14 protein-coding genes and 2 pseudogenes are annotated in these 24736 nt (G+C 58.6%); 5 read left to right on the top strand and 11 right to left on the bottom strand.

Going from position 1 to position 24736, the window contains the following annotated elements; translation table 11 throughout:
- Positions 1-52 precede the first annotated feature (52 nt).
- From PRZ03_RS17400 to truD, 4 genes are all read left to right on the top strand, one after another.
- Complete coding sequence (locus PRZ03_RS17400) at positions 53-856, top strand: beta/gamma crystallin-related protein (protein WP_273601496.1); 804 nt, start codon at positions 53-55, stop codon at positions 854-856.
- A gap of 135 nt (positions 857-991) precedes the next feature.
- A complete protein-coding gene (locus PRZ03_RS17395; protein ID WP_263534861.1) occupies positions 992-1135 on the top strand; it encodes a hypothetical protein in 144 nt (47 codons plus the stop codon).
- A 53-nt stretch (positions 1136-1188) separates the two neighbouring features.
- Positions 1189-1740: a hypothetical protein gene (locus PRZ03_RS17390; RefSeq protein WP_263534862.1), complete on the top strand. Its 552-nt coding sequence runs from the start codon at positions 1189-1191 to the stop codon at positions 1738-1740.
- 418 nt (positions 1741-2158) lie between these two features.
- The gene (truD, locus tag PRZ03_RS17385) at positions 2159-3178 is read left to right on the top strand and encodes a tRNA pseudouridine(13) synthase TruD (protein ID WP_273601495.1); all 1020 of its coding nucleotides are present in this window, start codon (positions 2159-2161) and stop codon (positions 3176-3178) included.
- A gap of 5 nt (positions 3179-3183) precedes the next feature.
- Here the strand turns inward: truD and PRZ03_RS17380 are convergent, their stop codons facing one another.
- From PRZ03_RS17380 to PRZ03_RS17370, 3 genes are read right to left on the bottom strand one after another with little or no spacing between them, the layout of a single operon-like run.
- A complete protein-coding gene (locus tag PRZ03_RS17380) occupies positions 3184-3711 on the bottom strand; it encodes a DUF2894 domain-containing protein (protein ID WP_273601494.1) in 528 nt (175 codons plus the stop codon).
- Positions 3708-4364: an OmpA family protein gene (locus PRZ03_RS17375; RefSeq protein WP_273601493.1), complete on the bottom strand. Its 657-nt coding sequence runs from the start codon at positions 4362-4364 to the stop codon at positions 3708-3710. The genes PRZ03_RS17380 and PRZ03_RS17375 overlap by 4 nt, the downstream gene beginning before the upstream one ends.
- On the bottom strand, positions 4357-5793 hold the full coding sequence (locus PRZ03_RS17370; RefSeq protein WP_273601492.1) for a coiled-coil domain-containing protein: 1437 nt from the start codon (positions 5791-5793) through the stop codon (positions 4357-4359). Before PRZ03_RS17370 ends, PRZ03_RS17375 begins: the two co-directional genes overlap by 8 nt.
- A 172-nt stretch (positions 5794-5965) precedes the next feature.
- On the opposite strand from PRZ03_RS17370, the gene PRZ03_RS17365 reads away from it, so the two are divergent.
- Positions 5966-11482 (top strand): site-specific integrase, encoded by a 5517-nt coding sequence (locus PRZ03_RS17365; protein ID WP_273601491.1) that lies wholly within the window; start codon positions 5966-5968, stop codon positions 11480-11482.
- Here PRZ03_RS17365 and PRZ03_RS17360 read toward each other — a convergent pair.
- The 8 genes and pseudogenes from PRZ03_RS17360 to PRZ03_RS17330 all read right to left on the bottom strand — a co-directional run bounded on the left by PRZ03_RS17360 (position 11476) and on the right by PRZ03_RS17330 (position 24706).
- Entirely contained in the window at positions 11476-12264 is a 789-nt protein-coding gene (locus PRZ03_RS17360; protein ID WP_273601490.1) for a hypothetical protein, read from the bottom strand. The genes PRZ03_RS17365 and PRZ03_RS17360 overlap by 7 nt on opposite strands.
- A gap of 937 nt (positions 12265-13201) precedes the next feature.
- Positions 13202-14188, bottom strand: a pseudogene (locus tag PRZ03_RS24120) (DUF3387 domain-containing protein); the annotation flags it as partial.
- A 66-nt stretch (positions 14189-14254) separates the two neighbouring features.
- Positions 14255-16405 (bottom strand): annotated as a pseudogene (locus PRZ03_RS17355) (type I restriction endonuclease subunit R); the annotation flags it as partial.
- A gap of 35 nt (positions 16406-16440) precedes the next feature.
- On the bottom strand, positions 16441-17598 hold the full coding sequence (locus PRZ03_RS17350) for a Fic family protein (protein ID WP_273601488.1): 1158 nt from the start codon (positions 17596-17598) through the stop codon (positions 16441-16443).
- Positions 17599-17766: 168 nt separating this feature from the next.
- On the bottom strand, positions 17767-19125 hold the full coding sequence (locus tag PRZ03_RS17345) for an McrC family protein (RefSeq protein WP_273601487.1): 1359 nt from the start codon (positions 19123-19125) through the stop codon (positions 17767-17769).
- 11 nt (positions 19126-19136) lie between these two features.
- Complete coding sequence (locus tag PRZ03_RS17340; RefSeq protein ID WP_273601486.1) at positions 19137-21746, bottom strand: AAA family ATPase; 2610 nt, start codon at positions 21744-21746, stop codon at positions 19137-19139.
- A gap of 169 nt (positions 21747-21915) precedes the next feature.
- Positions 21916-23145 (bottom strand): restriction endonuclease subunit S, encoded by a 1230-nt coding sequence (locus PRZ03_RS17335; protein WP_273601485.1) that lies wholly within the window; start codon positions 23143-23145, stop codon positions 21916-21918.
- A complete protein-coding gene (locus PRZ03_RS17330; RefSeq protein WP_273601484.1) occupies positions 23135-24706 on the bottom strand; it encodes a class I SAM-dependent DNA methyltransferase in 1572 nt (523 codons plus the stop codon). The genes PRZ03_RS17335 and PRZ03_RS17330 overlap by 11 nt, the downstream gene beginning before the upstream one ends.
- Between the last annotated feature and the right edge of the window lie 30 nt (positions 24707-24736).

Here is a 24736-nt window from a genome sequence, read left to right as displayed (position 1 = left end):
TGCATTAGACCAAAGTTCAAGACGGACAAAAAGCTCACTTCTGGAGATATCGATGAGTTCGAAACTGAAACTTCTGGCCGCCGCAGCAGGCCTGGTTCTGGCGACCCAAGCGGGCGCACAAATCACCTTCTACGAGCATGACAACTACAGCGGCCGCTCGTTCAAGACGCAGAACAAGGTCAACAATCTGCAACGCTATGGTTTCAATGACATGGCCTCCTCGGCCGTCGTCAGCAGCGAGCGTTGGGAGGTTTGCGACCAACAAAACTTCGGCGGCCGCTGCGTCATCCTGCGTCGGGGCAACTACCTGAGTTTTTCGGCCATGGGCCTGAACGACCGCATCTCTTCAGCTCGCTCGGTGCCTGCCAAGCAGCAATACGAGGAAGAGCGTTATGGGCCGGCGCCGGTGTCGGTCTACGACTCGCGGCGCCGCAACAACGAGCGCCTGTATGAGGCCGAAGTCACCTCGGTGCGCGCCGTCATGGGCCAAGCTCAGCAGCGCTGCTGGACCGAGCAGCAGCAAGTGCAGCAGAACAGCAACGCCAATGTACCCGGTGCAATCGTCGGCGCCGTGCTCGGCGGTGTCTTGGGCCACCAAGTGGGCGGCGGCAGAGGGCGCGATTTGGCCACTGCCGGCGGTGCCGTGGGTGGTGCCGTGCTGGGCTCGCGCATGGGCGGCGACTCGCAGTCCACTCACACGCAAAACGTGCAACGCTGCAGCACAGATGCCGCCAGTGGCCGACCTGACTATTGGGATGTGGGCTACCAGTTCCGCGGCCAGGACCACCATGTTCAGATGAGGTCGCAACCCGGTAAGACGGTCACCGTCAACCGGCAGGGCGAGCCGCGCACCTGATATTCCCAAACACCCAAACTGCCAAACGGCAAACGTAGGACGGGGACTACCTTGATAAGCGATGTAGTCCGCTTTGCCACTGTGCAGCACAGGCTGACACTGCCAGCACGCTAACCCCTTCTCAAGAGGCTGCCCATGAATTTCATTCTGTTGTCGCTGACCGCGCTGGCGTTTGTGGCTTCATGCGGATTGGCCGCGGTGAGCTGGTTTGCCGCAGCGCAGATGCAGGCCGAACTGGGCCTGCAGGCGCTGGACTGTTTACACAAGCCAGACGCCTAGGCGCTCGCTTGAAGAGCGCTGATGTTTTAGTTTTTCAACCACCAAGGAACTTCATGAACACTCAATTCAAGCTCAAGGCCACCCTCGTATTGGCCGCCCTGTTCTGCCTGCCGGTCGCTCAAGCCGCCCTGAGCAGCAACGCGGATTACAAGGCCAGCAAGACCCGCATCGACGCCGACTACAAGGCCGAGAAAGCCGCTTGCGCTGCCATGAGCGGCAATGCCAAGGACGTCTGCCACGAGGAAGCCAAAGCGCATGAAAAGGTCGCCTTGGCCGAAGCTGAGTTTGCCCATACCGGCAGCACCAGCGACAGCAACAAGGTCATCACCGCCAAGGCGGAATCGGCCTATGCAGTCGCCAAGGAAAAGTGCGATGACAAGTCCGGCAACGACAAGGACGTCTGCGTCAAGGAAGCCAAGGCGATCGAAGCCAAGGCCCTGGCCGACGTGAAGTTGAGCAAGAAGATCAACAGCGCCGTCAAGGACGATGTGCAGACCAAGCGCGACGCCGACTACAAAGTCAGCATCGAAAAATGCGACTCCATGTCGGGCGACGCCAAGAGCAACTGTGTGGCCAGCGCCAAAGCAACTTTTGGCAAGAGTTGATGTGTAGCGGGGGCGGCAACTCGCTGCCCCAGCACGATTGACTGCATGACTCGCGCCTGCCTCGATGCAGGCGCTCTTGTTTGAGCACCAACAAGCCGCACTCGGCACTGCGCGGATCACATGCGCAGATTCAACCCCTCGGTGCACCGTGCGTGATAGGGCACGAAGACGTCGGCCGCCTGCGCCGATCGCGCTGCCGCCAGACTCGAAGCCGAACACCCGCCCGGTGCGGAGCAGGCTGGCCAAGCTGGCCGCGCCGCCGACTTGGTGTTCGTTTAGCAAACGGTCCACGATCTCGGCCCACGCGCTTGGCGCCTAGTTTTTCAAGTAAGGTTCAATAGTTTTCAGCTGCCAGCGTCCTGCCACTGGTCGGCGAGACAGCCCGACCCTCTCTACACTTGCTGCCATCAGACCGCTCATGACCAACGCTTCCCAGTACACGACCTTGCCGCAGTGGCCCACCGCTTATCCGGCCAGCGGCGCCAGCGCCACCCTGAAAAGCCTCAACGAGGATTTCATCGTGACCGAACTGCCGCTGCAACTGCCCTCCGGTGCGGGCGAACACATCTGGCTGGACATCGAAAAGAACGGCGCCAACACCGCCTTCGTCGCTAAAGCGCTGGCCTTGGCCGCTGGCGTGCAGGAATGGGACGTGGGCTATGCCGGCCTGAAGGACCGCTACGCCATCACCCGTCAGTGGTTCAGCATCTATTTCCCGAAAGGCGAGACGCCCGATCTGACCCAGCTTCAGCACCCGGAGTTCAAGGTGCTGAGTCAGAGCCGCCACGTGAAGAAGCTGCGCCCCGGTGATCTGCAGGGCAACCGATTCCGCATCGTGCTGCGCGAGCTAGCCGGCAATCGCGATGCCGTCGAGGCCAATCTGCAGGCCGCTGCCTCACAGGGCGTGCCCAACTACTTCGGCGCTCAGCGTTTCGGCCATGACGGGGGCAACGTGGAACAGGGCCGCGCCATGCTGGCGCGCGAAATCCGCGTACGCCACCCGAAGAAAAAGGGCATCTACCTGTCGGCGGTGCGCTCCTTTGTCTTCAATGAGGTGCTGGGGCTGCGCATTCAGCAGGGACTCTGGGGCAAGACTCTGCCCGGTGACGCGATGACTGATGCGGGCCAGCCCACCGGACCACTCTGGGGACGGGGCCGGGTGAGCACTACAGATGAGGCGCATGCCCTGGAAATGGGCGTGGCTGAGCGCCACGCCACCTTGTGCGACGGCATGGAGCACGCCGGTCTGGATCAGCAGCGCCGCGCCCTGGTGGCCAGGCCGATGGACATGTCATGGGAATGGCCGCTAGCCGATCAACTGGTGCTCACCTTCTCTTTGCCCGCCGGGAATTACGCCACGTCCGTGCTGAACGAAATCCTCCGCACCACGGAGCCTGAGCGGCTCACAGAGAACAACGAGCCTGCGGCGGGCGAATGACGCTGTCACCGACGCCGCTCGGTTGCCTTCTTCTTGCTTGTTCGCGCTGGTGCCTCACCGGCAGCCTGCACCAGCTCCAATGCGGCGATCGCGTCCATCTGCGTGAGCAGCCTGTGTAAATAGGCCGGAGCCAGCCCCTGAATTTGCTGGAGCATGCGCGTCGCCAGCGCCTGGCCATTGAGTGGCCCCAGATGCCCGGTGACCGGCGCATGGAGCTCGGCAATGTTTCGCGCCACGCGCAGCTGCCGCCAAGTGCTTTCGTGGAGGCGCACCTGGCGCAACTCTTGGCTCGCATCAAGCTGCAGCAAGGCGTGCAATTCGGCCAAGGGATTGCCGAGGGCAGGATAGGTCTGCTTCTGCTGCGCCAGCGGCTCTCGCGACGCGCGCTCCCTCAGTCTCGCAATCAGTTTGTCTCGCAGAGCGCCCGCTGGCTGAGCTGCCGCACGCAGGGCGAGTGCGTGCAGCATGCGCCGGCGCACCGGGTCAGCACGCTGCGCAGCGACCCAATTGACAGGATCGTCAATGCTGCTCACGGTGCGGACGCTGCAGAAGCTGCAGCCGCTCGCCGTGGCCGCGGTGTGGGTGCGATTTCTACGCGGCGATTGAGCGCACGCCCTGCCGCGGTGTCGTTGGGTGCTACCGGCTGCTGCGCGCCGAATGCAGCAGAAAAGATCGCATCCGGTGGCAGACCGTCCGCCAACAAGGCCCGCGTCACGTTCAGCGCCCGCCTGGCAGACAGATCCCAGTTGTCGGCGAACTGCATGCCCGCCACGACCCCCCGGTCATCGGTGAAGCCGCTGACCATCAGGATTTCGTCGCGTTGCGCGAGGTAGGTGCGCAGCGGCGTTGCCAATGCGCCGAGCAGCGTGCGGCCCTCGGCAAGCAGCTGGTCCGAGCCGGTCGCAAAGAGCACCGCACTGTTGATGCCAATTCGACCTTCCACCAGCGTGATGCGACCATCCGCCAGTGGGCCGGCCAAGGCGCGCTCCAAGGCTTCCCGGCGACTCTGCTCGGCCATGCGCTGCTGCACTTCGGCTTGCAATTGGGTGGCGAGATCCAGCTGCCCAACCAGGGCCGCGGCAAGCACCAGCACAAAGGCGCCCAGCACGCCGGCCATCAAGTCGCCAAAAGCTGCCCAAGCGGGAGCGGCAGTGCTTTCGTGCTCAATCTCCAGCTGGTCATCCATTTGTCGCTGCGCCTTGCAGCGCATCCAGGATTTGCTTTTGCGAGCCCAGGCAGAGGTCGATGACTTCGCGCGCCTGGGCCACGTAGTAACCCAGTTGGTCGTCGCTTCGCGTGATCGATGCCGACAGGCGTTCCTCAAGCGCAGCCAGATGCTGCACGAGTTGGGCATTAGCCCCCTGGAATTGCTCAATGGCCTCGCCAAACCCTTCGCCCACGCTGGCGACGTCGGCGGCGCTGGCCGCCAAATTGGTGGCCGCATCGGCAAGGGCGTGACCAGAGGCTTCTGCAAGCGATGTGAATCGCTGGCCCAAGGCTTCGATCTGAATGGCCGATCTATCCACCAGCGAATCAATCGCGACGCGCTGCTCGCCAGCGGCTTGCTGCAACGAGGCGAGCAGCGTCGATACCGTCCCCATCAGCTCGGCCCGCTCAAGCAGAGCCGCGCGGTCCTGGGCCTGGCTTTGGGCGAGCTGCTCGCGCAGTGCGACGACGACCTCGACGGCAGCGCGTGGCGCTTCACCAGCGGCTTGCAGAACTGCGCCGGCCTCAGCCAGCGTCCGTTGAGAAGTGGCCTCGGCCTGGGTTACCAGACTGCGCGTGTTCGCCAACAGGTCATCGGCCAGCACTTGCTGCTGCTGCAACTGCGTGGCTCCAATCGAGGCCAGCTCATTGCGCCATGCCGCCAGCTGCTGCGCGTCATGGGCTTGCTGGTTTGCCTGCAAGCGCGTGAATGCATCGGCCAGGCAGGTGACGCCGGCCTGCGTCTGCTCGGCGCACAGGCTGGTGATCTCGGTCAGGGCCTGCTGTGCGCGGCTTGCGCTGTCGCGCTGCAATTGCAGGGCTTCTTCGCGCTGCGTGGCCAGCACCTGCTCGACGCCTTCTCGCCGTTGGCTCATGGCATTCGCATCGGCCAAGGCCTCGGCGCGGCGCTGCGCGTCGCGCTCAGCCAGCAAGCTGAGATGATGGGTATGGCCATCCGAGACTCGGTCCAGCAGGGCCTGCGTCTGCGTGGCGAACTGCTGGGCGGCGTGCGCAACAAGCTCTCGTGCGGCAGCCTGTTGCTCGGCGAGCGCACCGAGGTGATCTTGCAGCGAGGCCCAGCGTGCTTGATCGGCATGGGCCTGGGCAGCTTGGTGGCGGGTGGCCATCGTGTCCAGTGCCGTGAGCATCGCTTGCGAATCCGAGGCCCAGCGCTGCCCCTGGAGTTCCACGGCGCGCTGCGACGCCGCGCCGGCGTCTTCCAGCAGCTGCAGCGCGAGCTCTCGCTGCTGGTGCAGTGCCGCGGATTGCGCCTGGGCGGCTTCGACATGCTGATGTGCTATGCGCTCGGCACCCGCCTCGAAGCGGCTGCTGAGTGCGCTCAGTTGATCGCTCACCGTGTTGCCGACCCGCTCATGCAGGGATGCGGCCTCGCGTGCAATGGCTGCCATCGCCGCCGTTGCGGCGGGTTGAATTGCGGCGCCCGCCTCCCGCGCCGCTTCTGCAAGGCTGTTTTATGAGCCCAGCCAAAATCTTAGAACTTAATTAGTTTTAACTGGCGTCGAAAGCGCATTATTTGTTGTCTATCATGCACTTAGGGTAAAAAACGCGACAGGCATTTGGATGACAGAAATTTCTCTCGACCCCAACAAAGGCCAAACAAGCCCGGTCGACATCGACACCGGTTTTTTGACCATTGGGCAGCCTGGGCTAAAAATACCTCCCGAGTTAGTTAGGGTGGCCAAGTCTACAAATTCGGAGCGCGCGCTCGAATCGCTGCTCCAACTGACAGGACACAAAAATAGCCTCACCCATCTTGGTTCGATCGTTAGCCTTCTCTCACAAAAAGAAATAATTCTTATTCTTAGCCGCTGGTCGGATTGCGACCCATACGCCGCGGCCTTAGAGATCTTTGGCCGAGGTACCTGGATGTACCCCGGCCTCGCAGATCAACTTCGCCCATTCGAAGACGACCAAAAGGCAACTCGCCGCCTTCAAGGCGACCTAACCGAACAGTACCTCGCGGCAATGGCTGCAGCGCGCCGTCCGGTCCAAAAGGACCAAGCCATGGTTCTATTCATCCAACGGTTGCGCTCACTTTGTGTCGTCCGCGCATTCTCCGCGCAGGATCAATTTCAGATTTCCCGAGAAAAGTCGCTCCAGCAAGTTTGCGCGGCCCTCAGGTTAGCCTGCGACCACCCGGTCAGCGACCAACTCGACTGGCTAAGGTCAATATTGAGTTTGGAGACTCAACTAGATGATCTAGCTTCAGACGTCCAAATTCGCTGTACCGAAAGACTAAAGCAGACGACGGGGACCAGCAGCCAAAAACAGTTCTACAGGGCACTAATCAAGGTAGCGGCCGATGGTCCCTGGCGCTCCACACATGATTTTGATTCGTCTTCCAGTTTGCCGGCAAATTTGCAGCTCCGGCCTCCACTGACTTTTCGAGGTGAAGTCTCGCACCAGCCTTTTTTGGACCTTCTAGATCCAGTCTACGAGGAAAGCGACGATGGTGAGGCCGGACCAATCCAGCCCTATCTGACGGATCAGAAGAACACTGCCGCCAGAAACACGCAGCGCGGCCGAGGATTGATGCTGGAACACATTGAGGATGTCCAGTTCCTTCGACAAACTTGGCATCACTTGAGCGTTGAGGAAGAACATTTGTTCTTGCGCCGGATAGAAGCCCTCCTCGCTAGTAACCGCCGCTTGGATCGGATTGGCGCGACCATGGTGCTGATTGGCTGCATCACCAGCAGATCAATGACCTCCGTCGGCCAACTGCAGATTTGCAAGCAACCTTCTGATGATTGGGCTATCGACCCCCACTCTTGTGAGCTCCACCGACGCCCGCCGAGGTTCATGCGCCGATGGCGGGCTGAGTCGCTGGGGCAAGATCAATTGCATTGGTTGAATCCTATGGCCGGGGAATACCGAATACGCCTCTGCGAACGCGCGGCCAGTGAACTGGCAAAAATTCTGCCCGGGGCCGACAGATCAGATATCTCCGAAATTTGGAATGCTGTGTCAAACAGCGTTCGCCTTGAGACTTGGTTCAATGAGTGCTTTTTGGGCGATTCGAAACTAGTCCACTTAGGCGCGCCAAGCTCAGCGAGAGTTTTGCAAGTGCACGCCTTTGACAAGACTTTCAACCACTCGTTTGTTCGCTTGCTTGGTGCACAGAATCGGACGGCGCTGCCTTCAGCCTGCACGTATGGCGCATATGGGCCGTCGGACATACACAACGGCCTTTCCATCGGCACCGCCCAAACCCTATTCACTATCGTTGAGCCGCCGACGGACCGATATCTGAATTGCTGTGGCAGCGAGCTAGATGTTCTTCCCCATCGTATTCACGAAGCAATCTCAGGCCTCATTGCGCGTGTAAATGCGGCGGCAATAGATCAAGCCAATTGGGTGGAATCTCACAATCTGCTAACCAGTCTGTGTGTGATCTCTTTGCTCGCCAGCACTGGTGCTCGACCGGTGCACTCGCCTTTTGAGTCCTTGGCGGGCATCGATATGGAGCGGCGCCTCCTCCTGGTTGAAGACAAGGTTAGTGGCCCCACCCGCGGGAGTCGGCTCTGTGTTCTCAGTGACTTCGCGCACGATTTGCTGAATCGGACATACCTGCCGCATTTGAGAATGCTTGCGGAGAGCCTGAGTCATGCTGTGCCCATCTTCGCTGGCCAACTGCGTCGAGTACTCGCCCAGGATACCGAGGCTCAAGTCCCCCTATTCCTTTTTCTTCGCGATACGCCAACCCTGGAGTGGCTCGAAGTTACCGAAACGCAGTTACAACTCGAAAGCGGCGTGGATTGGCCGTTGCCCTGGAACGTCTTTCGTCATCTGCACTCAACAGAGCTAGTGCGACGAGGCATAGATCAAGAGGTCGTTGATGCCATGCTGGCTCATGCTGATGGACAGTCACAGAGCCATGGAAACTATTCTGTACGAGTTCCGTTGGACGATCTGAAGTCGGCGCGCGCTGCTGTAAATGCGCTTCAAATGGAATGGGGGCTTGACTCCTTCCAAGTAATGGGCGCACCGAGTCCACCCAGAGTTCAATCCGTCCCAGAGCCTTCCATGATGGCAAGCCGCGCCTTCGGCAGAACTGCTCGGGCTCTGGATCGAGCCGCGAAAAGAGATGCTGCAATCTTTCGGGCTGAAACCGAGATCAAGTCCATGGTGGGGGCACGTCCACCCTCGACGCTCTCTCCTGACGACTGGCATGCCGTCGCCCTAACGATGCTGTTTCGAGAGGACAAAGTTCGTCACCCCTTTGCGTCGCTGCGGTACGAAGTATTTGAAAAGTACTTGAATTCGATCTGGCAGGAACAACGCGTCCTCACACGCATGCGGCGCGGCTTCAACGTCAATCCGCCCTGCGAAGCTTTCTTTAATGAAGATGTGATTGGGGCACAAAGAAAGCTGGAGGAATTGCAGGCCGCTTTCGAAGTTGCGCAGGCAGCACTCGACGGGCCACGAATCGGGGCGAGGCATGCAGGGATGCTCGCCGCCATCGAACTTATCTTGCATTGCGGTGTGGCGCACATTAGGGCGTTGCTTGATGTCCTTTGCCTAAGACCCTCAGTGAAATTGGTGAAATTCCAAAACAAGTACTGGCTGGAGCGCTCCTACAGTGAAACTTGGAAGGACGGACGGCCCGTATTCAGGGTTCAGGTTTCCGGGCGTGCTGCGCGTTGGCTAGCCATTTCAACTCAAGGCCCCAATCAACTTAAGACAATTCCAGACATTCCGGCCGAGCTCGAGCAACTTCTGACCCAGCAGGCTGGCCGTTCAATGAAGCAACTGATCGCGCCAATTGCGGCGCTTCAAGATCAGTTGAATGCCCTCACGTTGCCCGGGACAGATGCCGCCTATTTGGGAGGCCGCCTGATCTTTTCCGCGATTCCGCATCGCGACTGGTATCGACTTCACAGCGGGAAAGCACCGATCTGCGATAGCGGACCGGGCGCAGAGAAGGGAGAAGACGATCAAGGCCCACCAGACGAAGTGCCCTATGTGATCGCTATCGAAAGCAAGGCGAAGCAGGCAGCTACCTCCGGAACCTCCACACCGGAAAAGTGCGCTGAGCTGTTCGAGGCAATTCGAAGTGCGATTTCAAAAGACACCGACCATCCAAAGACGTCAATCACCGCCATTGAGGCTGCAACTGCGACCTCTATCTACGGTCACGGCGATTTTCCATACGTAGCGGCAAGCTTCATCTGCCACCTTTTGGCCCGGCGCCCTAAGAAGGGTCAGAGGGACAATTTGCGAACCAGCACGGTGCGGCGGATTTGGTATGCGCTGTTTCAACCAATCTGCGATCTAGCTCACGATAAAAACATCTACGACCTTGAAGACGATGAGTGGACAGACTTGTACAGCGAAATGGTCGAATGGTGGCAGAAGTACTTTCAGCGGAGCAAAGAAGTGCTCGACGCAAAGCATCAACTGGATCAATTCGAGAACGCGGGCTCTGCGAGACTTTCAGATGAAGAGCGCGCTGCAGGGGCTGGCAAGAGAACCCTAGATGCGCTACGCGAGTTTCACGCGTACTTGGAACTAGCATTTGGTGCAGATTCCCCGGAGTGGTCCGAAATCTCAGATGAGGCGTCCGGAATTGTCGGGCGGCCTGGACTGGTCCTACTGCGCGACTACCTGTTTGGCCTCGATGGCCTGGTCGGCGGACTCCCCATGAGTGAGGTTTCAGACGACTCCCTACGGAGCGCGTTTGTTTGGTTTCTTTGCGCAAGATTTGGAGTGCGGCTTGGCGAAGCCGTTGGGCTGTACCGGCAGGACTGGATTGAAATCGATGGGGCAATAGTGATAGTGATCCAGGCCAACCACGTTCGGCCGCTGAAAACGCCTCGCTCAAGAAGGAAGATCCCGCTTTTAGAAACCTTAACAGCTCTTGAACGTAGCCTCATCGGTGAGGTGCTGCGCCGCTGGCTGATCGCCGGCAAAGGAGATCAACGGACCCCCCTTTTTGAGGGCCTTGATCGAAACAGTTATCGAAAGTTCAGGTCTGCAATCGGACAGGAACTGGGTGCACGTGTTAAGGACGCGACCCGCAATATCACTGCATCCTTGCACATGCTGCGACACAGCTATGCCAGCCGCGTGTTTGGGCTGCTGCGCGGGCAGTCTTTGGGGAGCGCAGATAGCTATACGCTGGGAGGAAGCGAACACGTGCGACGGCTACTCTTGGGTCGCAATGAATCGGATCGAAGGGTACTTTGGTCAATCAGCCGACTCCTCGGACATTCCAGTCCTGCGGTGTCCGCTCGCTGCTACCTTCATGGACTTGACCAATGGACGCATTTGGTGGGTGCCACAGAATTCAGAGACATCCACATCCGCAAGTTCAGCCGCGTAATTGATCTTGACGTAGTTGACGTGGATGGCACCTATGGTGAGGTCCGACTGAATGCCCACTCAGTCCAGCAGGAAGCACAGGAAGGCATAGGTAAGTTAATCACCTATGTACGCTTGCGAGTTCAGGGACATCGGGCTGATTCGGCCTTCAGTAATTCAATGGCGGGACCAGACTCTGTGACCGCCTTTGAAGGCCTCCTCAACCGCGTTTGCGCGAAGACTGGCAATTCAATAAGGAAATCAGACCCCTATGAAATTCCAAACTCAATTTCGATCAATCAGTGGTTAGCGCTACAAAAGAGAGTCAAACATATACAAATATCACAACATCCAACGCTAGCTTTTGATGCACTTGAGACAGTCGGCCGGCGGCGACAAATCGTATTATTTCGTGCTGTTCATTTTGAAGAATTCGCCAAGTTCTTAAGCAGCACGAATATATTTCAAGACGACATAGGACTAATTGAAAGCCGCAATCTAAGCAAAAAATTAGCCGACTGGGTTCAGGAATCAAAGCTTATCAACTATAAGGCGCCAGCATCGGAATTTGGACCCACTTTTCAGTTGGATAAGGCCGAATTTGGCGATCCTCTAGCTTGCCAAAAAGATCGGGTAATTGCCGTACCTCGCCGCCAAGGCGGCAGCATTCACACGACTCAGGTACTCTTAGTTTTATGGCTTGGCTGGATGGCTATTCGCTCGACAGCACCAATAAATATGGCGAAAGAGCCTATTTACACCCCATTTCATTGATCGTCACCAATCATATCCTCCTGAAACAATAACAATTCCGTCATTTTTGAATATTCAGGCTTACCAATTGGGAATTTAGTTTTGAACTTCACCGCGTACAAATTATGCCTATTTTTTCGAGCCGACTCCACTTTATCGCCAAATTCTTCCTCGTCGTAATTAATGAATATTGGTCGGCGGCGCCCTTTCAGTAGCACAAAGCAAGTTCGGTCGTACCAATCGCTGCCAGTGACCCGACCTACACCTTCCCCTTCGGCATCTGGAATTGGCTCGCGCGGCTCCTCTCCTATTTTTTTTGGGAGTGCTACTTCAGTATTCCACTCATCACAACATATTCGCGCTCCGCTTGGCATCTCTCTATTATTTGATGACGTAGTTCGCATAAGCCTGCCGATACTCAGATGCGGAGGCTCGTCTTCGCCGCCAATTGGGGGCCCAATTGGACGATCCGATGAAATAGCCTGCATAAGTTCATCGATTCCCAGCAAAAATTCCGCTGATTTTATTTTTTCGAGACAGGAAACTGGAAGGACAATGTGCAATTCCAATTGAGCCAACCCGCTGGCACGATCAATATTTAGGACACGCTCAATTAAAACTTGCTCAGGCGGCAATTTTATTAACACGACACAAAGCTGACGAATTCCATGAGAAGTCTGGTCAAGTAGCTTAGATGACAGCTTCGAAAGATCGCCTTTTATTTTTATTGAATCGCCACCCAAACTCGCTTGTACTTGGGCTGAGATCGAAGAAATGATGCGCAAAGTTAAATTATTTGTCATGGCTAAAATTTCGTCCGGTGGGAAAATTAGTCAACGCAAGAAACATCACGCCTAAGCACAAAAGAGGAATTTAGGTAGTGAACGCTTGGCGCGCCGAGATTCAAAAAATCAACACTGCCAAATTTATTTTCTGCGAGGAATCGCGGCCTTGAAGACGAAACACCGCCATTTTTTGGCCAAGAATAATGTCTTGAGCAATTTATTTTCGAACTCGATGTAGGCGCCAACCCAAGACTTATGCTGGTCTAATCTTCCCGGACACGAGACCCCTGCATAACTTCCCTAATGCGCGCAACTCGAAGATGCGACAGTTTCTTCCTGATGGGTGCCAAGCCCCTGGTTTAAGACTCGCCGACGATGAAGTTGTACAAGTTGCTGAACAGGGCCGAGATCGCGCGAAAGCTCAAAGGCCTTTACAAACGGGAATCCAGCAATGGCGGCGGGCCTGAGCCCTCCTTTGGCGGTGCAGGCGGGCCGGCATCTGCACGGGAACGAAGCTTGGGCAGTTGCTTGCCAGCGTCGTCGCGCTCTTTGCGACGACGCGCTGACCAAGGGCCGCCGCAGACGGGGCCACACGCCCAGCCTCAACAATCCAGCGTCTGAGCATGTTCGCGTTCAGGCCATTGACCAGCGCCAGCCCAGCGACCGACACGCCCGGGTGACGGCAAGCCAGGACAACTAGCGCCTTGAAATCTGCGCCGTGGTGCCTGTTTGTACGCCGTCCGGGCGACTCGACAATAACCGAATTGTCCATGTGTCCGCGATGAAGTTACGTGGACGCGCGCTTCTTATGCCGGCCGCTTAGATTCAAGATGCCACGGCTGGACGCTTAGCGGCAACGCATTCAGCTCCTTGAGCGCCTCCCGCCACTGCGGCCAATGCAGATCCAGCAATGCCACGAACTGGTCGCTGTACCCTCATCATTCGTCAATAGAGGTCAAGCCCAACTCTCCCCCAACGCCTGCGCCTGCTGCAACACCAGTTCCACCGCCGCGTCCTGCAAGTCAGGTGGGTACTTGTACTTGCGCAAAATCCGCTTAACCATCAGCCGCAGGCTGGCACGCACACTCTCCCGCTCCGACCAGTCCACGCTCAGGTTCTTGCGCAAGTTCTCGGTCAGCTCATGGGCGATCTTCTTGAGGATTTCGTCACTCAGCTCCCGCACGGCTGACTCGTTATTTGCCAGCGCGTCGTAAAAGCGCACCTCGTCCTCGCTCAGCCCCAGCTTCTCACCGCGCCCCGCCGCCTCACGGAACTTCTTGGCCATCTCGATCAGCTCCTCCATCACCTGCGCCGTCTCAATTGAACGGTTCTGGTAGCGGCTGATCACCTGGCTGAGCATGTCCGAAAACTTCTTTTGCTGGACGATATTGGTCCCGAACTTTGCCTTGACCTCGCCCTCCAGCAGCCGCTCCAACAGCTCCACCGCCAGGTTGCGCTCCGGCATGTTTTTGACCTGTGCCAGGAACTCATCGTCCAGCAGGCCGATATTGGGCTTGTCCAGGCCGACCGCATCAAAGATATCGACCACGCTGTCCGACACTACCGCCTGGTTGATGATGGTCCGGATCGCCTGCTCGCGCTGCTCGTCGGTCTTCTTCTGCTGCGAGATTTCGCGCTTGGTCAGAATGACTTTGACCGCCTGCATAAAGGCCACTTCCTCGCGCACGGCCTTGGCTTCGTCGAGCGTGCAGCAAAGGCTGAATGCCTTGCTCATCGCCAGCGCTGCATCGGCAAAGCGCTGCTTGCCATCCCGCTTGCCCTCGGACTTCAGCCCGAGCACATGGTTAGCAGCGCCAGCTAGGGTCTTGTGCCCGCCGGTCAAAAAGTTGCTGTAGTCATAGCCATGCAGCAGCGCACGCAGCACGTCGAGCTTCTCGGCCAGCAGGCTGTAGGCCTCATGCGCATCCACCGTCGGCCGGCCACGGCCTTGTGAGGCCGAGTACTCCTTCATCGCTGCCTTCAACTCGCTGCCGATGCCGATGTAATCCACCACCAGGCCGCCCTGCTTGTCCTTGAAGACCCGGTTCACCCGTGCGATGGCCTGCATCAGGTTGTGGCCCTTCATGGGCTTGTCCACGTACATCGTGTGTACACAGGGCGCGTCAAAGCCGGTCAACCACATATCCCGCACGATCACCAGCTTCAACTCATCGGCCGGGTCCTTGAAGCGCTTCTCCAGCCGTTTCTTGACCTGGCCGCTGTAGATGTGCGGGATCAGCAAGGCCTTGTCGCTGGCCGAGCCGGTCATCACCACTTTGATCGCGCCGCGCTCGGGATCCTCGTCATGCCAGTCTGGCCTGAGCTTGACGATCTCGTTATACAGATGCACACAGATGTCGCGGCTCATCGCCACGACCATCGCCTTGCCGGCCTGTGCCGCCTCGCGCGCCTCGAAATGCGCCACCAAGTCGGCCGCCACGCTGGCCACCCTCGGCTCGGAGCCCACCACCTTTTCAAGCGCCGCCCAGCGGCTCTTCAGCTTGGCCTGGGTACTCTCTTCTTCGTCCTCGGCCAACTCGTCCACTTCATCGTCGATGCTGGCCAGCTCTTCGTCCTTCAAACGCAGCTTGGCCAGCCGGCTCTCGTAGTAGATGGCCACGGTGGCGCCATCTTCCTTGGCCTGCTGCATGTCATAGACATGGATGTAATCGCCAAACACTGCCCGTGTGTCACGGTCGGTCGCCGACACCGGCGTGCCGGTGAAGGCCACAAAGGTCGCATGCGGCAGCGCATCGCGCAAGTGTTGCGCATAGCCGACCTGGTACTTGGTCTGATACTCCGCTTCGCTGTCGGCCACCAACAAGGCTGGCGATGCTACCGAGTCTTCGGCGTGAACCAGGCCCTTGGCCGGCGCCGCTGACTTGAACTTCACCGTCTTCAGCTTCGCCTCAAAGCCGTACTGCGTGCGGTGCGCTTCATCGGCGATCACGACAATATTGCGCCGGTCCGACAACACTGGGAAGAAGTCCTCATCCTCCCCCGGCATGAACTTCTGGATGGTCGCGAACACGATGCCGCCCGACGGCCTGTTACTCAGCAAGGCGCGCAACTCTTGCCGCGTCGTCGCCTGTGCCGGTTGCTCGCGCAAGAGGTCTTGCGCCAGGCAGAACACGCCGAACAACTGCCCGTCCAGGTCATTGCGGTCGGTGATCACAACAATCGTCGGGTTCTGCATCAAAGGCTCTTGCATCACCCGCGCTGCAAAGCAGGTCATCGTGATGCTCTTACCGCTGCCCTGCGTGTGCCAAACCACCCCACCCTTGCCGCGCACGTTGTCTGCGCTGTCCGGGCGCGAGGCCAGCACCACATGCTCAATCGCCGAACGCACCGCATGGAACTGGTGATAGCCGGCAATCTTCTTGATCAGCGCACCGTCATCCTCGAAGAGTACAAAGTAGCGCAGGTAATCAAGCAGATAAGCGGGTGACAACGCACCGCGCACCAGCGTCTCCAACTCATTGAACTGGCCCAGCGGGTCCAGGTCCACGCCGTTGATGGTGCGCCATTGCTGGAAGCGCTCACCGTTGGCCGACAGCGAGCCCATGCGCGCCTCGCTGCCGTCCGAAATCACCAGCACCTCGTTGTACTGGAAAAGGTCAGGGATCTGCGCCTTGTAAGTCTGAATCTGGTCGTAGGCCTTCCAGATGTCGGCCTGCGTGTCGGCCGGGTTCTTCAGCTCAATCAGCGCCAGCGGCAGCCCGTTTACGAACAAGATGATGTCCGGCCGGCGCGTGTGGTGCGCGCCCTTGACGGTGAACTGATTGACCGCCCACCATTCGTTATTGGCCGGCTCGGCCCAATCCAGCAGACGCACAAAGTCGCCCCGGGTCTCACCGTCCTTTTGATACTGGACCGGCACGCCCGCCACCAATAACTTGTGAAACGCACGGTTGGCCGACAGCAAGGACGGGATGCCCAGATTGAGCACCTGCTGCAGCCCATCCTCTCGGGCCGCCGCCGGGATGCCGGGGTTCAGCTTGTGGATGGCCTGAGCCAGCCGCTCACGCAGCAGCACTTGGCGGTAGTCGCTGCGCTGAGGTGCGCCGCTCTCGGGCGCGATATTGGCGCCATGGTGGTGCTCGTAGCCCACATCTACCAGCCAGCCCAGCGCTTCACTTTCGAGTTGATCTTCTGTCATCACAGCAGCCTCCCCAGGCACTTTGTTTGTTCTTGCTAAAGCGCCAGCAGCTCGATGTAGCGCTGATAGCTGAAACTGCGGTTCGTCTTCTGGCCCGTGATCTCGGTCACGATGCCCAAGGACTCCAATACCTTCACCGCCGCATTGGCCGTCGGGAAGGTAGTGTCCAGGCTTTGCCGCACTCGCTCAATAGTAAAGCGCGGCATCATCGGCAGCATCTCAAAAAGCCGGTAGCTGGCGGGGCCGGCCTTCGGGTTCGCCAACAAGCGCCGCCGATCTGCTGCCACCAGGCTGGCAATCGCCACGATGCCCCGCTCCGCCTGTGTCGCCGCCGCTTCCACGCCTTCAAGAAAGAACGCCACCCAGCCCTCCCAGTCGCCATCAGTGCGAACGCAGGACAAGCGCCGGTAATACTCGGACTGGTGCTGCTTCAAATAGCCGCTGACGTACATCAAGGGCTCGGGCAACAAACCCCAATGCTCTAGCAAGGCGGCGATCAGCAAGCGCCCGATGCGCCCGTTGCCATCCAGAAAAGGGTGGATGGTCTCGAACTGCACATGAGCCAAGGCAATCTTCACCAGCGGCGGCAAGTTCTGCCCTTGCGCTGCAGGCTCATGGATAAAGCGCTCCAGGTCCGCCAGCAAGGCGGCCACCTGCTCGGGCGGCGGCGGCACAAACGCGGCATTGCCCGGCCGCGTACCACCTATCCAGTTCTGCGAGCGGCGCAGCTCCCCAGGCTGCTTGCCCGTCCCACGCGCGCCATTCAGCAGCAGCCGGTGGGCATCGCACAGCAGGCGTACGCTGATGGGCAGGCCGCCCGGGTCACGCAGATTCTCTTGAACCAACCGAAAGGCGCCCAGGTAGTTCGTTACTTCCTCAACGTCATCGGTATTGCTGACCGCGAAGCCCGCCTCGTTGTCGAACAGATCTGTCAGCGTGGCTTGCGTGCCTTCGATCTGCGAAGTCAGCAAAGCCTCCTTGCGGATGGCGCTGTACAGCAGCCAGTCCACCGAGGGCACCAGGCCCGAAACCCCTGACAGCCGAGCCAACGCCAGCTCGGCGGCGTGGTTCAGCGCCGCGAGTGATTCAGCCGCCAGGTCGGGGCTGCGAGGCGGCAAGGGATGCGGCACAAAGGCCTGGACGACTTCGCCCAGGGTGCTTGAGTTGATGTAAGTGCCCGTGCTGCGCATCATGGGTATGAAAGCGGACTTGAATTGAAAACAGGCTTATTAAAGCATTCTTTAATGGCAATGCGGAGGATAAAGGTGTTCTTTCATCGATGCGTCTGCTTCAGCGCCGTCCGCGTCACCAACTCGGCGGCCTAAGGTAGGAAGGGCAAGTCGTTAAACGGCTGATCTCGCTCAAATGGCATGACTGAGGCACCGTTCAAGTTGCTCACTTTCATCATTCAGCGTGGCTGCACCGGCCAGCCGTACCGTCCGATGCGGGAGCCCCAGTCTCTCTGCCCCCAGCAACCGTTCCTGGTCCAGATCAAACGGCAAGACCTCCAAGCTCAGCCCCCCACCAAATTCAAAGCGGTCAAGCGGCAACTGAAAAACTTCCGTTCTTGGATAGATCAGCGCCATGCGCCCCTTGCCGTCCAAGTACTTCTGTCCATAGGCAAAGAGTTGGTAGAAGTCGGACTGACTCAGACCGTACTTTTCTGCGCGATTGGTCGCGTCCAGCAACTTCCACTTGGTGTCCAGCACCCAGCGCTGCTGCCCGTTTGCGACGTAGATATCCGGCTCCAAGCGGAAGATCGGCCGCCCCTGGTGCTCGGCCAGCGACTTGCTTCGCGCCGGTGTTCGCATGTCCACACCGGGTGCCAACGATGAACGCAACCACCTCGCCACGAAACGCTCAAACAGCTTCTCCATCGGGAACAGCAAGCTCATCCCTTGATGGTCGCCCGCCACCGCCATCGGCATATGCTGGTTCAAGATCAGCTCGCACCAAGGCTTCACGCCTCGGTAATGGGCCATCAAGCGATCTTGCCCCCACGCTCTGAAGTCATCAGCAACCTTGTTGCTCAGCGGAACTTCCGCCAAGCGAAAGCTCAATTCCTGCGCCAGGCGCCAGCTCTCTGGCTGCTGAGTGGCCCGACGAACTTTATCCAGCGCCAGCCTGAGTAACCGGTTCTCCGCACGGTCCGGCAAGTACACATCGTGCCGAACGTGGAAGCGATGCCCCTTTCCCGGTGGCTGCTGCAGCTGTGCCTTCAGATTCAACTGCCCACGCAAGAAAGGCAGTTCTTCTTCGACGCGGTGATAGTCAAAGCGCAGGCCTCGCTTCACCACGCTGTCCAGCTCAGCTAAAAACCGACTCATCACCCATTCCGACAAGGGTGCATCGAACAACTGCAACGGCGCCTGGCCAACATTCCGGGTTGGCAGATCCAACATCGACTTGATCAATTTGCACAGCAGCGCTCGCGCCTCACCGAGGCTGCCGCCAATGGCGTGATGCTTGGGCACGATCTCCAACACCGTGCCGCAAGGTGTTTGCACCACGCCCACAAAGCCATCGAGCTTCAAGCTGCGCCGCCCCTCTACTTGGGCCAAGCGTGCGCCACCGCGCGAGAAGGTTTCGCTCAAGCGGCACAAATGGTCAAACGCCGACTCACTGACCTGCGCTCGGTCCAACGACGGCGCCACTGCCTCCGTCGTCAGCCAGGCATGCTCGCGCACGCTGACCAGAACGCGGCCCTTTCCATGGCGCATTGCTTGAACCATTACTCGGCGGCATCCAGATGGTCGATCACCCCCAGATAGCTTTCCTCGCAGCGGAAGGCATCTTCATTGACGCGCCATGTCTGCGGCTTGAGGCTGACATTGACCTCATTGCCGAACAGCGCATCGCTCTCCAATGGATCCGCCGACACGAACTGAAAGTCTTCCGGCTTGCGGTGATCATTCAACACCCACTGAATGCGCTGCCAGTCCTCGAAGAAATACTCCTGCAGCAGCGGCAGCACTTGGTGGCGGAATATCTCAGCCAGCTTCGCCAAGGTCGGCGTCGCACGCAAGGGCATGAAATAAGCATGGCCCAAGCTGTGGTCGCGGTCCAGCAGCGCTTCAATGCGCTGGTTCATGACCGTCAGCAATTCGTCGATAGCGATCCCGCCCACCCGAATGCCGGCCAGCAGTTGAGGCTGAGGTGACATTTCCTTGAACACGAAACGCCGCCGCAGCGCCACATCCATGCCTGTCAATGAGCGATCCGCAGTATTCATCGTGCCAATCAAATACACATTGCTCGGCACACTGAACCGCCCCTTTGAATAAGGTAGCACCGCCTCTAGCGCTTCGTCTGCGCCGGCCCGTTTAGATGGCTCGATCAGCGTGATCAGCTCGCCGAAAATTCTTGAGACATTGCCACGATTGATCTCGTCGATGATGAGCACTCGCGCAGCATTAGACTGACCTGGCCCAAACCCAGCTCCAGCGCCAGCCTCCGGCGTAGCTTTCGTCGCTGCCCCCACATCGCCAAGCAAGGCCTGCAACTTTTCTAAATTGACCACGGCCGGCTGCAATTGATACAGCGTCATCTGGCTAAACTTGCTATTGAGCACCTCGCCATGAGGCAATGACGGTTGATACCGCCGCAGCCATTTCATCGGCCGCATCTGGGAGAAATCGTCGTCGTAATCCTGGTGCTTTTTGAATTGGTAGTCCCCAGCCACCTCACCAATGGCACGGAACTTCAGATTGCCATCGCTGACCACCATCAAGTCGCCGGCCTTCATCTTGGTCACGAAGTTGGTGACGCTGGTCACGCTGTATTCGTTGCCCGGATTTGGGAACGTAATGCCCTCCGAAGTAAATCGGTCAATAACATCCTGCCGAGTTTTGCAGCCACCAAAATCAACGCCCCCCCCATAGCCTAGCAAGGCGTAGTTCTGCGTCATGCACTCCTCGAAAACGTCCGCCTCACTCTGCGCATTGCCCAGCGACATCTTCCAAATGCTGCGCCCCTTGATGTCGATAGGCGCGGCCTCGCTTCGTGTCACCTTGACCGCAGCCGTCTGGCAAATGGTTTTGAACACGCCATCCGTAACGTCGTACCTCAGCTGACCCGTTGCGGCGTCCGTGTCCGCACGAAGACCCTCGACAAAATCCTCGTAACTGAAGCTTTGATGGAAGGTCACGAATTGCACTCGGCCTTCATGCGCCAAGGCGTCGAAGCGTCGCTTCAGAGCTGCGCGGTCGACACGGTGCGCGGCTAAGTGCAATGGATCCAATATCTCCAGCGCCGCCTCAATCGTGCCGTAGGTCTTTCCTGTGCCCGGCGGCCCGTAAAGGATCTGATTCAAAGGCAACTCAACGCGGTTTGCCTCCACAGTTACGACAGGTACGGCAAGGGTCGTAGATGCAAGTAATTCCATCGGGTATTCCACGCCCTCGTCATAGGCCTCGCAGAGTTCTACCAACTGCGCCAGGTTTCTAACCGTGACAGAAACAGCATGATGCGGTATGTCCAAGGATGGCGCGTTAGCCGCGAGGCCAGCGCTGCGATTTTTTTCCGGACCATAGGCCTGGTGCTTCAAAGCAGCTCTTGACACGCGGGCCTCCCAGTCGCCCGGGGACAAAAACAGCACCGGCTTTTCTCTGCGCCGAATCAGAGCTAGTTCTTGGCCGTTACGACAACGGAAACCGGCCACGGCTATCGTCGGTGGCTTGATGGCCTCTAACTGGCCGCAGGTCTGCAAATAGCGCAACGCATCATCATTGCTAAGTGGCGCTGTTTCCCTTTCCGCATCCAGCACCTGGTTCCATAGCTGCTCTCCGTACTGCATCAAATCCACATCGCCGCGCTGGGCCATCAGTTTTTGATGCATTGCAGAACAAGGTGTCTTCGCATCCATGCAGGAAAGCTGATTGAGCCACTGCCGTTTGTAGACAGGCATGATGGTAGGCGCAGTACGGTCCTGGTACAGGAAAGCAATCTTCCACTTCACTGCGTCACCCAAGTCGGCAGCATCGATGGCTTGTAAATTGCCGGTTCGCGCTGCCTGCGCCACACCAACGATGATCGAGCGGACCAACTCAAACGCTGAAGCGGCGCTATTCCCATACTTTCGCAACCAGGCATGCGTGCCACTGTACTGAGCACTTCCGGCCGAGTCCTTCTCGCTTTGGTCTTTGCGCGAGTAGACGCCAAACTTAAAGGCCGAGCCGCCCCAAATCGAGCCCAAGTCGTCAGTCATAGACTCCAACCAATAGACGAAGCAGTCCTTGTTTCCGGCTGTCGCGTATTCATCTAATGTCATCGTTGGCAAGGCCTCAATAGGCCACCGGGCGACAAAGCTGTCCCAAATCTGGGTAGTGCGGGCAAGGGTCATAGCAATAGTCAAATTCAAATGTTTATTAAGGGCGGGATTTGCACCGGGAGCACGTCAGACAGGCAATTAGCTCTGCTAGCCAAACGCCGGGTGCACCGCCATGCTTGCCCCGCTCCCCAACAAAAGTCCGTCTTGAAAACGATCCTTGATCGCACACCATTGAACAATTTCAAGCATTGGGTGCCTCCATTTCAGGCAGCCGCAGTTGGCCGGAGATCAGGCGGGGGAGCAAGGTGTCGCGAAGGGTAGACAGGGTCAATTCCTTCTCCCGATTGGCCTGGACCCGGTCGAAAAGCACTCTTGTCACTGATTCAAATGCTTTGGCGACCGAAGATGAAGGCACCACGGCATTCATCAAGGCGACCTGATCCGGCTTGATTCTCTGATGGCTATTCGACGTACCAGTGACCAACTGTTGGAGCCGGGATACGAAGTCCGGTGAACTAAATAGCGAATAGATTAGCTCTCTGGAGCCAACACCAATAGACTGAAAGACCAAGAACTCGGTTGAACATACAGCCGTCGGCCCGCAAGCCCCTGGAAGCCAAACGCGCGGAATGTGCGGATTGAGCTTAGAAAGAAGCACCGCATCGGGAGGCACCGGTGTCTTGTTGCTCTTTATCATTTCGCCACGCTCCAGCATCGGACGTTGCCCCTTGTCAAAAGCGGGAAGGCTGTAGTGATCGAACAGCTTGTCGGGGTGATTCCCGGGATTGACCGTGCCTTTTGTCAGTTGAGCAAAGTCGCCAATCGAACCAGCCCGCCACCCCTTCGGCACCAAGCCCAGCGCCGACTCCTCGAAGCTGTCCGGGAACAGCGCGGCGGTTGCTTCATCCAGGCCTTCGGGCACGAGGCCTTGGCTCTTGGCGCGCACGGGGTCGAAGTCCACAAACCAGGACTTGAACAACGCTTGGGAGATGGCTTCCAACGTGACGTTGGTTTCGCGCAGGAGGGTGATGCGGTCGTCGAGCGAACCAAGGAACTTTGCTATTGCAACCTGCTCTTCCAAATCGCCAGGCCAAGAGACCGCAATGGGGTGAACATGATTCCTATTCAGGGTTGGGTTTGCCGATCCGACATCCAATGCGCTGAGTACTTTTGCATGGGCAAGAAAGAAGTAGTAGACGAATGATTCATCGTTTCCGTGAAAGTCTTTGACCCAAAGCGATGTGTCGTGCGGCCAGTAGTCTTGCCTTACGAAATGGACACTACCTACGACCCCTTTTCGACCAAGCACAACGCCTGGTCCACGAACCATTGCCGTGTCGTGCCAACTACTTATGCCCGCCGATGAAACTACAGGGACCTGGCCTGCCCGCTGAGCAGCCTTTGTAATATCGAATCCCCTTTGAAGCGTGGCCTGTTCACCGACTGTCGTTTGCTTCCACTCAGAACTCATACCCAAGCCCCCCCAGCTTGGCCCGAATCAAGGCGTCCAGCTCCGCGCCCTTGGCCATCTGCTCGCCCAGCCTCTCGGTGAGCTTGCTCATCTTTTCGGCAAAGGCCTCGTCGTCGTCCTCGACTTCTTCGGCGCCTACATAGCGCCCCGGCGTCAGCACATGGCCGTGCTGGGCGATCTCAGCCAGAGGCACGCTGCGGCAAAAGCCCGGCACATCGGCATATTCACCCACCACCTCGCCCACGGAAACCGCTTCACCACGCCAAGCCGCCACCACAGCCGCGATCCGCTCAATCTCTTCGTCAGCAAACTCGCATTGCACCCGCGAGATCATGCGACTGGACTTGCGGGCGTCAATGAACAAGACCCGACCCTTGCGCTCCGCAGGCTTGCGCTTGACCAGGAACCACAGACAAGCGGGGATTTGCGTATTGAAGAACAGTTGGCCCGGCAGGGCAATCATCACCTCCACCACATCGGCCTCGACCATGGCGGCGCGGATCACGCCTTCGTTGTTCTGGCTGCTGGACATGGAACCATTGGCCAGCACGATGCCGGCGCGGCCGCTGGGCTTCAAGTGGTGCAGCATGTGCTGCAGCCAGGCGTAGTTGGCATTACCTTGCGGCGGGTCGCCGTATTGCCAGCGGGCATCGCCTTCCAGGCTGCCATGCCACCAGTCGCTGATATTGAAGGGCGGGTTGGCAAGGATGAAATCGGCGCGGAGGTCGGGATGCTGATTGCGTGTAAAAGTGTCGCCGGGCTCGCGGCCAAGGTTGAAGTCGATGCCGCGAATAGCCAGGTTCATCGCTGCCAAGCGCCAAGTGGTGGGGTTGGCTTCCTGGCCGTAGATGGACACATCGCCGAGCTTGCCGCCGTGGGCCTCGATGAAGCGCTCGGACTGCACGAACATGCCGCCCGAGCCGCAGCAGGGGTCATAGACCTGGCCCTGGTGCGGGCTGAGCACGGCGACCAAGGTTTTGACAATGCTGGCCGGAGTGTAGAACTGCCCGCCCCGCTTGCCCTCGGCGCTGGCGAACATGCCGAGGAAGTATTCGTACACCTGGCCCAGCACATCGCGGGCGCTGCTCGGGTTCTCGCCAAAGCCCATGGTGGAGACCAAGTCCACCAGCTCGCCCAGCTTGCCGTCAGGCAGCTGCGCACGGGCATAGCGCTTGTCCAGAATGCCCTTGAGCTTGGGGTTCTCGGCCTCGATCAGGCTCAAGGCCTCGTCGATCAGCTTGCCGATCTCCGGCTTCTTGGCCTGGGCTCGCAGGCTCTCCCAGCGGGCGTCTTCCGGCACCCAGAACACATTGACGGCGGTGTAGTAGTCGCGGTCATCGGCCTCGGCGGCCAAGTCCTCGGCACTGGCATCGCCATAGAAATACTCGTCATCCGGATCGGCCAGCCGGGCCACAACCTCGGCGCGGCGTGCGGCAAAGGTGTCGGAGATGTACTTCACGAAGATCAGGCCGAGCACCAAGTGCTTGTATTCGGCCGCGTCCATATTGGCGCGCAGCTTGTCGGCCGTGGCCCAGAGGGTCTTCTTGATGTCGTCGAGCATGGTGAGTGGCTTTTGAATTCTGTTGTTCTT

It is taken from the genome of Roseateles albus, from assembly GCF_028595345.1.
Taxonomy (GTDB): Bacteria; Pseudomonadota; Gammaproteobacteria; order Burkholderiales; family Burkholderiaceae_C; genus Paucibacter_A; species Paucibacter_A albus.
The sequence above is the reverse complement of the archived record's forward strand: the minus strand, read 5'-3'. Positions and strand labels throughout refer to the sequence as shown.